The organism is Paenibacillus sp. J22P277, assembly GCF_059383675.1.
The window spans coordinates 202,835-216,745 of record NZ_JBXENS010000009.1; the positions used below are offsets into that span (position 1 = coordinate 202,835).

The 13,911-nt window shown below is 64.0% G+C and carries 10 protein-coding genes; all 10 read right to left on the minus strand.

All coding sequences use genetic code 11. The features are described 5' to 3' along the window. Positions 1 to 10: 10 nt before the first annotated feature. The 10 genes from AC50YL_RS30405 to AC50YL_RS30450 all read right to left on the minus strand — a co-directional run bounded on the left by AC50YL_RS30405 (position 11) and on the right by AC50YL_RS30450 (position 13,839). Complete coding sequence (locus AC50YL_RS30405) at positions 11 to 2,332, minus strand: beta-ketoacyl synthase N-terminal-like domain-containing protein (protein WP_494836967.1); 2,322 nt, start codon at positions 2,330 to 2,332, stop codon at positions 11 to 13. Between the two features lie 4 nt (positions 2,333 to 2,336). Beyond that, positions 2,337 to 3,227 (minus strand): GNAT family N-acetyltransferase, encoded by an 891-nt coding sequence (locus AC50YL_RS30410; protein WP_494836969.1) that lies wholly within the window; start codon positions 3,225 to 3,227, stop codon positions 2,337 to 2,339. A 15-nt stretch (positions 3,228 to 3,242) separates the two neighbouring features. Beyond that, a complete protein-coding gene (locus AC50YL_RS30415) occupies positions 3,243 to 4,571 on the minus strand; it encodes a dicarboxylate/amino acid:cation symporter (protein ID WP_494836970.1) in 1,329 nt (442 codons plus the stop codon). 275 nt (positions 4,572 to 4,846) lie between these two features. Continuing rightward, entirely contained in the window at positions 4,847 to 5,260 is a 414-nt protein-coding gene (locus tag AC50YL_RS30420; protein ID WP_494836972.1) for a hypothetical protein, read from the minus strand. A 103-nt stretch (positions 5,261 to 5,363) separates the two neighbouring features. Beyond that, entirely contained in the window at positions 5,364 to 5,744 is a 381-nt protein-coding gene (locus tag AC50YL_RS30425) for a hypothetical protein (RefSeq protein ID WP_494836974.1), read from the minus strand. Positions 5,745 to 5,892: 148 nt separating this feature from the next. Beyond that, positions 5,893 to 6,276, minus strand: a complete 384-nt coding sequence (locus AC50YL_RS30430) for a hypothetical protein (RefSeq protein ID WP_494836975.1) — start codon at positions 6,274 to 6,276, stop codon at positions 5,893 to 5,895. Positions 6,277 to 6,494: 218 nt separating this feature from the next. Continuing rightward, complete coding sequence (locus AC50YL_RS30435; RefSeq protein WP_494836977.1) at positions 6,495 to 9,416, minus strand: NHLP bacteriocin export ABC transporter permease/ATPase subunit; 2,922 nt, start codon at positions 9,414 to 9,416, stop codon at positions 6,495 to 6,497. Between the two features lie 26 nt (positions 9,417 to 9,442). Continuing rightward, on the minus strand, positions 9,443 to 11,689 hold the full coding sequence (locus AC50YL_RS30440; protein WP_494836979.1) for an NHLP family bacteriocin export ABC transporter peptidase/permease/ATPase subunit: 2,247 nt from the start codon (positions 11,687 to 11,689) through the stop codon (positions 9,443 to 9,445). An 18-nt stretch (positions 11,690 to 11,707) separates the two neighbouring features. Then, the gene (locus AC50YL_RS30445) at positions 11,708 to 12,673 is read right to left on the minus strand and encodes an NHLP bacteriocin system secretion protein (RefSeq protein WP_494836981.1); all 966 of its coding nucleotides are present in this window, start codon (positions 12,671 to 12,673) and stop codon (positions 11,708 to 11,710) included. Positions 12,674 to 12,687: 14 nt separating this feature from the next. Continuing rightward, positions 12,688 to 13,839, minus strand: a complete 1,152-nt coding sequence (locus tag AC50YL_RS30450; RefSeq protein WP_494836983.1) for an ABC transporter substrate-binding protein — start codon at positions 13,837 to 13,839, stop codon at positions 12,688 to 12,690. Positions 13,840 to 13,911 lie beyond the last annotated feature (72 nt).

Sequence of the window (13,911 nt, forward strand, 5' to 3'; positions counted from 1 at the left end):
TGAACTCCTCCTATTCGCTTGTTGTCCCGACGGCGCCGACGATGGCGGCGGCCGCATGACCGTTGACGGAGACGCCGACGGCCAGCACGTTCTGCATGACGCCCGGCCTCACCCACTCGGCGGCGGCGGCGAGCAGCAGCATCGAGCTGATGGATTCGCCATATCCGTATTGCTCGTTTAAGCAGACCGCTAGCACGTTCCGGTCCGCGAATTGATCGAAAATCGCCTTCAAATACGCCGGCTCTTCGCCCGGACGACCCGCAGTGCCGAGCAGCACGCCGTCGATCTGATCCAGTCGCAGCCCTGCCTGCGACGCCGCTTCGCGGATGGACCGGCCCAACGCTTCGGCCGTCCGCGCGGTGAACGGAAATTCGCCGCCGGTCATGCCGAAGCCCTTCAATTCCGCCTTTACCGGCGTTCCGTCCCGCAAGGCGGCCTCCATGTCGGCCAACGCGAGGCAAACGCTGCCCTCCAACGGATGATGCGCGCTTGCCGTCAATCCCTTCGCGCGGTCGATGCCCGCCGAGAGGCCGGACCATTCGTCGCCCGCCGCGACCAGGAACCGCTCGTGCACGCCGCTTCGGATGCTGCCGCATGCGTAGGCCGCGGCAACGATGCCTTCCGTGCCGCCGCTGCTCAGCGAGCTGCTGAACCCGCCGAGGCCGAGCTTCTCCGCGGTCTTCCCCGCAACGGAATTGATCACCGTATGCGGAAAATGAATGCTGCTGGCGAATTCCGGCCCGTTCTCGAACACGCTGTGCAAGAACTTGCCGATGCTGTCCGTGCTGCCGCGGGACGTGCCATAGATAAACCCGGTCTCGCGCCCGGCCTCCCGGCCCTCCGGCCAGCCCGCATCCGCGATGGCCGTCTTCGCCGCGCCGATGCTGAATTGGCACAGCCGGTTCATCCGACGCTCGTACAGCTCGGGCGCGAATTCCTTGAGCGAGAAGGTGCAGGCGCCCGGTTTCTGCGCGATGGCGGGAGCGACGGCATGCCTGTCGGAGATGGCCCCTTTGCCGACGCCGCCTCCCAGCACGGAACCGATGCCGACGATGCCGATCCTCCGCTGCGGCGCGTAGCGCGGCGCGGCGGGAGTGGGATCTTGCGAGGCTTTCGGCGGATGCGTTCTCGCCACGATCGACGCGTTATGGCCGCCGAAGGCGGAGTTGTTGTTGAGGACGTACTCGGGCCTCATCTCCATCATGCGGTTCGCGACGATGCTTAACCCTTCGCAGCCGGCTCGCGGTTCGTCGAAATGCAGCGTGGCCGGCAGCAGTCCGTGCCGGATCGCGTACAAGGAAGTCGTGAATTCGATCGCCGCGGCAGCCCCGAGCGTATGGCCGAAGTAGCCTTTGCTCGAGCTGAGCGGGAGCTCGTTCAGGCGTTCGCCGAACGCCAGCCGGAGTCCCTTGATCTCGGCCTGGTCGTTGGCCTGCGTGCCCGTGCCGTGCGCATTGACGTAGCCGATCCGCTCCGCGGTCGTGCCGGCGTGGCGCAAGGCCATGTTCACCGCCGTGCCGATACCCCGGCCTTCCGGATCGGGGGCCGTCTCGTGGTACGCGTCGTTGCTCAGGCCGTAGCCGCAAATCTCCGCGTAGATCGTCGCGCCGCGGCGCAGCGCCTTCTCCAGCGGCTCCAGAACGACGAATGCCGCGCCTTCGCCCAGGCTCAGCCCGAAGCGGCTGCCGAACGGCGAGGCCGGCACGGCGTTCAATGCCCGCAGCACGTTAAAGCCGGCGTATACGGAATGCGACAGCGGGTCGGATCCGCCCGCCAGCATAACGTCCGCATGGCCCCAGCGAATCATGTCGTAGGCATAGCCGATGGCGTTGCCGCTTGCCGCGCAGGCCGTATGGATCGTCGTCACGGGACCGTTCAGGCCGAAATGCGCCGCCAAGTCGTCGCCCTGCTGATAGAACGGATAGCGGGCCGTACGGGGCACGTCGAGCGCCGTCACCGTCCACTGCGCTTCGAGCGACAGGATGCCGCCGTTGCATGTACCCAGCGCAGCGCCGATGCGCTGATCGGCACCTATGTCTCCCTTCAAACCGCTGTCCCGCAGCGCCTGATCCGCGGCAATGATCGCGTACTGCGCGCACAGATCGTACTTCTCCCGCTGCTCCGGGGTGAAATACGCGCCGTCCGCGATGGCCCGGTTCAACTCCGCTCCGATCTCGCTGTGAAACCGCCCCGTCGGGAAGCGTCTCACCGGCCCGATTCCCGTTTGGCCCTTCCGCATATTGGCGAGCACTTCTTCGAACGTGCCGCCCAGCGCGCTGAGGATGCCCATCCCCGTTACGGCTATGCGCCCTCTGTCTTTGCTTGTTGCCATGCGATTACCCCCCGCTTGCGCTTACATCCTTGTAAGCTATATTTCGCTCCGATATGCCGGTCGCGTACGGTGCGAGCCAGCGGTCCAGCATCTTGCGCATGAACGGCGACTCGCGGTTGACGGCGAAGATGGCGTTCGGAATATTCCGCTCCAACTGAATGAGCACGGATTGCGCGACCAGCATGAACGCGACGCCGGACAAGCGGTACTCCGGCGCGATATAGACGCTGTCGTAGAGCAGCGTATCGTGCGCGATCCGGTACGTCATGCACCAGCCCACCGTTTTCCCGCGTATGCGCAGTCCGAGGCTGTTGCTCTCCTCGAGCGTCAGCCTTGTTTTGAACGGGGACAAGAACGCGGGGTACAAGCTGCCCTCGAGCTTGCCCAGCCTGTCCTTCTCCTCGCCGCTGAGCTCATGCCAGTAGAAGGACCGCATGCCGCCCGGCATGCCCGTCTTGCGGATCCAAGACGCCTCGGCGATGCGGGCGTCCGTCTTGTAGACCTTCCCGTCCATGATCGGCTCCGACCAGCCGCCGCGGTTCAGGAACGCTTCCACCGCGGGCGTGATGGCTTTGCCGGAGTAATACACGAAGGACAGCCTCGCGCAGCCCATGTCGCGCAGGATTGCCTCGGCGCGATGAAGCAGGGCGGACCCGATACCCCGCCGGCGGAATTTGGCCGCAACGAAGACGGAGACCACCTCCGCCGCCGCTTCGTGGACGTTGACCACGAGCAGCCCGGCCGCTTCCGTCATGTTCCCCTCGGTCCATTCCGCGCCGACGGCGATCGTGCCGCCGGCTTGATCCAGCCCGCGGAGCAGGGGACGCGCGTATTGGAAGGTCAACGATTCGTACGGCGCGCTTCCCGCCGCATCCAGCCGATTTACGATGAACATGACAATCCCCCTCGTTTAATCCATTTGCAGCTTGCCGCCCCGCCGCGCGCCCGGTTCGGATTCCGGCTTCTGCTCCGGCGACGCTTCCTCGTCTTCCGTTCCGGCGGCGATCATGACGGTCGAGGCGCAATTGAGCATCACGTTGGCCGCCGTTACGCCGGGATCGATGATGGGATTCACCGCCATCAGCAAAATGACCCCCGTGGCGTAGGGCAGATGCAGCGGGTCGGCGATCAACGAGATCATCGCGATGGACACGATGCCCGGCGAGCCCGCGCCGGCAACGGCCGTCAAGATCGCGCCGGCCAAGGCGACGAGCAGCCCTTCCGGCCCGAGCGACACCCCGTACAGCTGGGCGATGAACACGATGCCCGTCGTATACGTCAACACCATGCTGTACCGGCATAATACGATGCCGAGCGGCACGACCAGATTGACCGTATTCGCGTTCAGCCTGAACCGGTCCCGCAGCGCTTCCAGCACGTAAGGCATCGTGGCGATGCTGTTCTGCGTGCCGAACGCGATCCAGAGCGGCTCCTTCAACCCGGACAACGTCCGAGGCAAGCCCTGCTTGAGCTTGACCGAGACGGTCCAGGCTCCCAGCAGGAGCAGCAGCAGGCTGACCGCATAGATGCAGGCGATGTACTTGACCATGGCCAGCAGCAGGTCCGCGCCGGCGCCGGCGATCTGTCCGGCCATCATGCAGAACATGCCGACGGGCAGCATGTACATCGCCCAGGCGATGATACGCTGGAACGCCTTGAACAGGAGGTCCGTCATCATCAGGAACTGGTCGCCCGCGTGCACCGAGAGCAGCCCGACGGCAATGCCCACCACGACGGAGAAGAACAAGATCTGCAGGCTGTCTCCCTGCCCGAGCGCGATGAAGATATTCGACGGGATGAGATCGAATACGAATTGGAGCAGGCCGTTGCCCGATGCGGCGGGATCCGCGGATTCGGCGGCGGGCTCCCGGTCCAGCACTTCCTGGCCGAGCACCGTTCGCTGGTCGGTCGAGAAACCCTCGCCGGGCTTGCCCAGCCACCCCGCGCCGAGCCCGAGGATGCCGGCCAGAAGCAGTCCCGTCAGGAACACGAGGATCATCCGCCTCAGCACTTTCCCCGAATTCTTCGACATGAAGAGCCGGCCCACGCTCGATACGATCGCCGTGACCATGATCGGGATGACGCACATCTTGAGAAAGGACAAGTACAAGTTCCCGTAAGGAACGAGTTCCGTGGCGAAGCGCGGCTGATACAAGCCGACGACGACCCCGGCGCCGATCGCCCCGATGATCGCCCAGATCGACTTCAGCCATCGGAGGGAGAAGGGAATGCGTTTCATGAGATGCACCGCCTACTGTAAGAAGAATCGTGTATGATCGACTTGGCGTTCCGCCTGTTGCACGCGCGAAGCGCCAGATGCTTTTCGATGGTTGGTCATTGCCTTGGATGTCCGGACGGACGGTGGAAAAAGGCAGCCCGCGGAGCCGATCGCCGCGATCGGGATTCGCTCCGCCGGCCAATGCGGATACAGGTAATCATTCGCATGATCGATTCCAGGCGAGGTGATCGCCGGAACCGCATGTTTGCTCTAACAACCGGATGAGGAGGAACGATTTATTGGCCCAAGGCCGCAGGCAGCATCAGGATCGCTCCGATAGCCGCGCCCGCGTTCGCTTCCGAGCTGTTGCCGCGGAAGCCGGTGTCTTCGCCGAACATGGCCAGCGCGCCGGATCCCACGCCGCTGAAGAAATCGTTGGCGCCTTGCTTGCTGCCGCCCGCGACGCCTTCCAGCTCGCTTTCCAGCAGTTCGTCCGCTTCCGCCGCGAAGGCCGGCAGGATCAGGTTGAGATGGTTCGCGGATTGATCGAGCACGCCGATCTTGAAGCTTGCCGGCACCTCGATGCCGCTCTCTTGTTGAATCGCCGCATGGATGTTGCTCACGCACAGGTTTCTGAATTCCAGGTCCGTCGCCGCGCGCGCGCCTACTTTCTTTACTGCTGCTTCTACTGCTTCTTGCGTCCAGTTCATGGGTGGTGCCTCCTTGGATTAGGTTGGTATCGTAACCTGACGTATCGCCAGGATGAAGATCAAGTTTGCCGGCATCTCTTAAAGAGGCCTTGGCCCGAATGTATTATTCGGCCGTCGGCGGTTTCTCCGGGAGAACAAAGCCGCCTCCGACGGGTTTAACGGGCATGATGCCGATGCCGCCGAATATCGGGACGATCCCGATGCTGTTCTCCCAGCCTCCGTTGCTGCCGCCCGCGACGCCCTCGAGCTCGCTTTCGAGCAGTTCGCCTTCTTCTTTGGCGATCGGGGGCAGGATCAGGTTCAGATGGTTCGCCGATGAATCCAGCACGCCGATCCTGAAGCTTGCCGGCACCTCGAGCCCGTCCTCCAGCCGAATGGCCGCGCGAATGTCGCTCACGCACAGGCTTCTGAACTCCGCGTCCGTCGCCGCTCTTGCGCTTACCTTTTGAATCGCTGCTTCCAATGCTTCTTTCGTCCAGCTCATGAATCGCGCCTCCTGCAAAATCGCTTTGTCTTGCGTGTACTACTGCCCCGAACGGAGCCGTCCCCGGCATCCAAGCAGCCGGGCTTTCCCGGAGAACCCCCGCGCCAGCGGGATTCCTCCGGGAAAGCTGCCGACCGTCAGGCGGAAATCAACCTTTGCCGAGCGAAATGACGGAGCCGATGACGTTGCCTGCGATGGCTTCCGCGCTTCCGTCAGTCGGAATGCCCACGCCTTCCGCGATGCCGTTGAAGAAATCGGTCGCGCCGGATTTGCTGCCGCCCGCTACGCTTTCCAGCTCGCTCTCGAGCAGCTCGTCTTCTTCCTTGACAAACGGAGGAAGGATCAGGTTCAGATGGTTCGCGGATTGGTCCAGCACGCCGATCTTGAAGCTTGCCGGCACTTCAAGGCCGCTTTCCTGTTGAATCGCCGCATGAATGTCGCTTACGCACAGGCTTCTGAAATCCGCGTCGATCGCCGCTTTCGCGCCTACTTTCTTGACTGCCTCTTCAACTGCTTCTTTGGTCCAGCTCACAGATGATTCCTCCTTAAAGTGGTTAAATCTATCATCGACCCGGCCGGATGGCCAGGAGAATGAACAATAGAAATGTACGGGATTCGGGAGCCTGGCCGATTGGCCAGGTTCGTACGACCGCGAATCCCGGGCGGGCCGCTAGGCCGCTAGGCCGCTAGGCCGCTAGGCCGCTAGGCCGCTAGGCCGCTAGGCCGCTAGGCCGCTAGGCCGCTAGGCCGCTAGGCCAGCTGCCGCTTGGCCAGCTCCATGAACAACCCTTCCTGCTCCATCAGATCCGCGTAGGTTCCCGCCTGGACCAGCCGTCCTTTGTCCAGCACGAAGATCCGGTCGGCGTTCATGATCGTGCTGAGCCGGTGCGCGATGACGACGCGCGTCGCGCGGAGCTTCTCGAGGCTTTCGCTGACGATCGCCTGCGTGCGGTTGTCGAGCGCGCTCGTCGCCTCGTCGAAAAAGAGGATCTTCGGCCGCCTGGCGAGCGCCCGGGCAATGAGCAGCCGCTGGCGCTGACCGCCCGAGAGCGTGCCGCCGCCTTCGGAGATGACCGTGTGCATGCCCATCGGCATCTGCTGGATGTCCTGATCGAGCCCCGCCATGCGCGCCGCTTCCCATGCGTCTTCATGCGTGAGGTTCGTGGAGCCGACGATGTTGGCGTAGATATCGCCCGCCATGACTTTGCCGTGCTGCAGCACGACGCCGAGCTGGCTGCGGACGGAACGGATGTCCAGCGATTTCATGTCTTGTCCGTCGTAGAAGACGGAGCCGGACTCCGCCTTCTCGAAGCCGAGCAGCAGCCGGAGCAGCGAAGATTTGCCGCACCCGGAGGCGCCGACCAAAGCGACGAATTCCCCCGGGCGGATGGTCAACGACAGGTCGTTCAGGATGAGCGGCTGCTCCGCGGCGTAACGGAAATTCACGTGCCGGACCTCGATGCCGCCGGCGAGCTCGCCCGGATCGTCGGCCGCCTCGTGCACCTCGGGCACCGTTTGCAGGATCGGCTTGGTGCGTTCGAACAGCGGCACGATGTTAAGCATGGACACCACGGCGCCCGACATGTTGATCATCGCCTTCAGGAAGGCCGTGAACGCCGAGAAGAAGGCGATGAACTGGCCCGCGCTGAGCCCCTGCGCATTGGTCGCGACCAGATAGAACAGCACGATCGAGGTCACGATGGGGTAGAAGGAGCTGAACACGGCATGGATATCGCCGACCCGCCTTGCCTGGAACGAAGTCTCCTTCATTTCGCCGAACAGCTTGGCCCACAGGAAGAACGCCCGCTTCTCCGCCGCGGCCATTCGGAACTTCGAGATGCCGTCGATGATCTGCAGCACGGTTCCCGTCAGCCTGCCCTGCGCCTGCAGCAGCACGCGCTGCTTGCGGACCTGCACGATGCCGATGACGACGGTCACGAGCATCGGGACGATGACCAGCACCGCCGCCGCGAGCGCCAGCTTCACGTCGTAATGGAACAGCAGGAAGAAGTTGAAGACGGAGAAGATACCCGTGAACACCGCGGTGACCGCTACGCCGGACAGCATCTTGCGGATCGCGTTGATGCTGTTCGCCCGGCTGGCCAAGTCGCCCGCCGTGAATTGGCGGAAGAACGACGCCGGCATGTTCAGCAGCCGGTCCCAGACCGCCGCCTGGATGGAGCCGTCCATCTTCCCTTCGATGCGCAGCATCGCCATCGAACGCGTCACTTCGAACAGCGCCGTCGCCAGCGCGATCGAAAGCAGGATCAGCCCCATCTGCAGCAGCGGTCCCCGATCCGATGCCGGAATGACGGAATCGAACAGAATGCCGTTGGCGATCGGAATGAACATCGCGAGCAGGCCGCTCGCGATGCCGAGCGCCAGCACCTTGGCGAAGTCCCGGCGGATCGACCGGTGCGACCCGAATTTCAGAATGTCCAGCACGGACAGCGCATGGGTCGGAAACGGACGATAGAACATATGGGCGACCGACTCCAGCTTCCCGGCGAGCTGCTCCGTGACGACGGTTCCCTCGCCGCCGCCGGCATCGACCAGCCGATAGCCGGCCGCCCCCAAGGGAATGAGCGCGACCGGACCTCCGCCCTCTTCCAGAAAAGCCAGCAGCGGCCCGTTGTCCGTCCGCCACCAGTCGTCCTTCAGCATGACCTGGCGCGAGCGGAACCCGGAAGCCTTGGCGATCTCGCTGACGGGGTCTCGCGATTTCCGCAGCCGCGCGGCCTTGGCCGGCAGGACGTTCAGGCCGGCCGCTTCTCCTACGCGACGGGCCGCGACGTACAAGTCGTCGCCGGTGCGCGCGTCCGCGGCCGCTTCGGCAGTCGAGCTGCCCGTAACGGAAGCGAGCCGCCGAAGGGCCCGTTCCATGACGGCGTGGTCCTGCTCCGTCTTCAGCTTCAGCCGCTCCCGCTCGAAGCGCTCCTCGAAGCGGTACATCCGGCGCAAGGAATCCGCGATGCCGCGATGATACTCGGACAAGCCCTGCAGCGTCGGATCCAGCTCCAGCCACGCGAGCGTATCGTGGACGGACAGGCTGGACGGGACCGCCGCCGTCATCCAGCCGGCCGCCGCCAGCGGAAACAGCGCGCCCGGGCGGTCGACCGCGAGCTCGGCGTCGCCCATCCAATGCAGCTTGCCCGCGTGCAGGCGAATCCACGCCGGATGCGACGTGCGCAGAATCCCCTGCTCCGGCGCCTCGACCGCTTCGCCGGGCGTCAATGCGATGAACGCTTCAACTGGATCCGCGCCCGCGAGGGCCGTCGACCATGCGTCGATCCATGCGTCGACCGAACGTGCGGCTTCCTCGCGCAGCGGCCGCGATTCGGACAGCGCCGCAATGAACGCGGCCCGGTCCAGGCGAAGCAGCCGGGTGCCCGTCAAGCCGGCGATCAGCATGCCGGCCGAGCCGTTCTTGCCGTCGCCGCCGGCATGATAGCCGTACAGGAGCCGGCCAGGCTCCAGGCTGAACAGGAACCGCCGCTGGCGGACGACTTCTTCCTCGTGCAGCGATACGGCAAACACGTCCGCATGGCCTGCTTGCACCATCCAGACCTCCGCTTCGTCGCGGATGATCAAGGGCTGGTTGCCTTCGGCGCCCGCCGCGGAGCCGCGTTCCTCGAACAGCCGCCGAAGCGCGGATAATTCCGTTTGTACCACCGTCTTCCGCTCCTTCCGATGTATGATCAATGCTCCTGAATCAGCTTGGCGTACGCGCCGTTCTTCGCGAGCAGTTCGCGATGGGTGCCCCGCTCCGACACCTTGCCCCGGTGCATGACGATGATCTCGTCCGCGTCGCGGATCGTGCTGAGCCGATGCGCCACGATCAGGCAGGTGCAGCCCCTTCGGCGGATGCTGGCATCCACGAGCTGTTCCGTCTTCGGATCGAGCGCGCTCGTCGCCTCGTCGAGCACCAGCACGGACGGATTGCCCGCCAACGCCCTGGCGATCTCCAGCCGCTGGCGCTGGCCGCCGCTGAAATTGCCGCCGCTCTCCTCGATCGCGTGATCGTAGCCGCCGCCGCGGGAGCTGATCTCGTCGTGAATGCAGGCGTCCTTGGCCGCCCGGACGATGTCCGTCTCCGGGATGGTCGCGTCCCACAGCGACAGATTTTCCTTGATCGTGCCTTCGAAGAGATGGATATCCTGGTCCACGACCGCCACGGAGTTGCCGATCAGCTCCCGCGGGAGCTGTCCCCGCGTCGCGCCGTCGAAGCGAATCTCGCCCGACCACGGCTCGTAGATGCCCGCGACCAGCTTCGCGACCGTCGATTTCCCGCTGCCCGATCCTCCGACGAGCGCGACGCGCGTGCCCGGCTTCAGCTTGAGGCTGAAATTCTCGATGAGCGGACCCTCCAGCCGGTTGTAACCGAAGGTGACCTGCTGCAGTTCCACGAAGCCCGACAGCTTGGCGCCGATCGCCGCTTCATGCTCCGTTTCCGTCTCCTCGATGCCGGCGGCCGGCTCTTGACGGCCCGGCCCCTCGAGCGCCGCGCCCGGCGACGCCGTCAGCTGCGCGTCGAGCTTATAGTTGAGCACGTCGTCGAGCCGCTTCAAGCCGCCTTGCGCTTCCTGCATCGAGCTGCCCAGCTGCACCATCTGATTGACCGGATCGATGAAGCTGGCCATCAAGCTTTGGAACGCGACCAGCATCCCGACCGTCATGACGCCGTCCATGACCTGGAATCCGCCGACGGACACGATCACCGCCGTGCTGATGCCGGACAACAGACCGGGCACCGCCGACAACAACGCCGACGAGACGCCCAGCTGCTGCTGCGATTGCAGCAGCTTGCTCTGGTAGCCGGACCATTTGGCGAAGAAGTCGGATTCCGAGCCGCTTGATTTCAATGTCTCGATGAGCTGCAGGCCCCCCATGGACACGCCCTGCATTTTGCCCGTTTCCTGCAGCAGCCGCATGTTCTGGTCGACCCGTTTCTTGGAGACGAAGCGCAGGAAAAGCACGTTCGCCAGCGCCACGGCCACGGCGATCGCCGTCAGCAGAATGCTGTACTGCGTCATCAGCAGCAGATAGAAGACGATCATGATCGAATTCAGCACCGCCACGGCCAAATCGCCCGACAGCAGCTGGGCCACGCGGTCGTTGATCATGACCCGCGAGCCGATCTCGCCGCTGTAGCGCTGCGAGAAAAATTCGATCGGCAGCCGCAGCACATGCCAGAAGAACCGCCCGGACGTGCTGAGCGAGAACTTCATCTCGAGCCGCAGCAGGTAGCTGCGCTGGAGCCAAGTAAGCGCGGCGCGCATGAACGCCGTCGCGACCATCCCGAGCAGGAGCGGAATCAGCCAATTGTGCAGCCCGCCGAGCAGGATGTTATCGATCAGCACTTTCGTGAACACCGGTATGACCAAGCCCGGCACGACCAGGAACAACCCCGCCAGGATGACGTACGCCAAGGCGGATTCGGAGCCTTTGAGCCGGCTGCCGAGCGCCTTCAGCATGCCGGTCTCCTCGCCGACGCGCCGGTACTGCTCCGACGCCGCGAAGGTGAGCGCCACGCCCGTGAACGACATATCGAATTCTTCCGCGGACACGACCCGCGGACCGGCCGCCGGATCGTTCAAGTACACGCGGTCGCCCTTGAAGCCCTCCAGCACGAGGAAGTGATTGAAATTCCAATGAATGATCATCGGGAACGCCATGTTCCGCAGATCCTCGGGATTCTTCTTGTAGCCTTTGGCGGTCAAGCCGTATTTGCGCGCCGCCTTCAGGATGTTGTTCGCTTTGCTCCCGTCGCGGGAGACGCCGCATTCCACGCGCAGTTCCTCCAGCGGGACATGGCTTCCGTGGTAGCCCATGATGATGGCCAGCGCGGCGGCGCCGCATTCCACGGCTTCCATTTGCAGAACGGTGGGCGTCTTGACCCGCTTCGGCGCGTGGGGCTTGTTCCCCGTGCTACCCTTCGTTTCCATCGGATGTCAGCTCCATTTTCACTTGATCTGCGGAATAACGGACGTGATCGGCTTCTGCTGCTTCACGATGATGGAAGCGGACATCAGCGTGCCGCTGTCGATCTCGACCGGCGGCCCTTCTCCGGTGGACCATTTGTACCCGCTGACCGTCCGGGGATCCAGGATCGGCTCGATCCGCACCTCCAACAACGCCGCGGCTCTGCCCGACAATTCGCCCACCAAGGCCTCGTTGCCGAGCGTCAAGAGCATCGCCTGCGCGGTCACCGGAAACTCGGAGACGGAGGTCACGCGGCCCCGGATGAAGCCGAACTCCTCCCGGTTGACGGAGCTCGGTGCGATCTCCGCCTGCATGCCCGGCAATATCGTCTTCCCTTCCTGCAGCGAGAGATACAACACCGCCTGCAGCGCCTTCGCCTGCTTATCGCCCGACTCGATCGTCAGCAAGGGCATGCCCGCGCCGATCGTCGCGCCTAGTTTGGAACGCACCTCCAGCACGCGCCCGGTATAGGGGCTGACGATCCGGGTCGCGTTCGCATAATCGGATCGGGCACCGCCGATGGCCGACTTGAATCCTTCGATCTGCGCGGACAGCGCAGCGGTCGGCTTCTGTTTATAGCCCGCCTCCGCCGCTTGCAGCGCTTGCTCCAGCTGGCCGAGCTGGCTCAGCAAAGCCGGCTGCTCGATTCGGGCCACGACGTCGCCCTTGTTCACGTAGTCGTTCTCGACCACGCGAACGTCGGTCAGCGTCCCGCTCGCCTCGGAGAAAATATTTTGCAGGCCGCCCGGACGGATCAATACGCCCTGCGAGCCGATCTTCGTGCTCATCGTGCCGCCGAAGCCCCATGCGATCGCCGACGCGAGCAGCACGCCGAGCGCGACGAGCGCGAGCCAGCCTTTCGGGGAAGTTACCTTCATCAGCGTGTCGAGTTGTTCCGGCGAGGACAATCGTTCCACGGAGACCTTGCGAAAAACGTCGTTTTTCATCCGATTGCGCTCCTTTAATTGAGATATTCGAACTTGCCGCCCGCGACCTGCTTCAAAATAATCGGCATGTCCCGCACGTCCCCGTTCTCGTCGAAGGAATGGAGCCCCGAAGCGCCCTGCCAGGCGCTCGTCTCCTGCAGCGCCTGCGTCAGCTTCGACGGCTCGCGCGAGCCGGCCTTGTCCAGCGCGTACGCCAGCAATTTGAGCGCGTCGTAGCCCTGCGCCGCCAGCTTGCCCGGATCTTCGCCGTACTTGGCTTTATAATGCTGCACGAATTGCTGCACCGTGTCGTTGGCCGCCGAAGGATTGAAGATCGAGGCGACGACCGCGCCCTCCGCCGCCGCGCCGGCCGTATCCGCGAGCGCCGCCGAATCCAGCCCGTCCCCGCCGATCACGGGCACGTCGAGGCCCGCTTTCCGCAGATCCGCGATGAGCGAGGCGCCGTCCGGCATGACCTCCGCCACGAAGATCGCGTCGCAGCCGAGCAGCTTCCATTTGTCCGCGATCCGCCGCAGGTCGTTCAAATCCTTGTAGTCGGACACCCGGTCGATGGTCTGCATCCCCATCGCTTTGGCCCCGTCCTCGAACGAATTGGCCAAGCCGCGCCCGTATTCGTCGTTCGTATAGAAAATCGCCACGTTGTCGTACTTCTTGGAGTGGGCGTATTCCGCCATGGTCGTGCCGATCTGCGTATCGTTCGGAATCGTCCGGAACACGCGGTCGAGCCCGGCGGACGTAAGGCTCGGCGCCGTGGAGGAAGGCGCGATCAACGGCAAGCCGGCATGGTCGTACACCTGGGCGGCCGGCACGGTCACGACCGAACTGCGATGGCCGATCACCGCCGTCAGCTTCGGATCGTTCGCGAAAGCTTGCGCGATCGTCAGGCCGTCGGTGACGGAAGAATGGTCATCCTTCTCCAGGAGCCGGATCTTGCTGCCCAGCACGCCTGTCTGATTGATCTCTTCCAAAGCGAGCTCCAGCCCCTCCCGGAATCCTTCATTGCGGTCCGCGAACGGCCATGCCACGCCCACGAGGATATCGCCGGACTGTTTGCCCAGCGTGCGTTCCCGTTCCTGCGGCATGCCGCCCGTGCTCGAGCAGGCGGTGAGGAAAACGGTAAGGAATAGGATCAAGGCGGCCGCGATCATCGTCGCTTTTGTTCTCATCGGTCGGTGTCTCCTTTAACTCGTTACATGTCTTGGTGCCACAAAGCTTACCGCGCATCCGCGCCTTTTGTC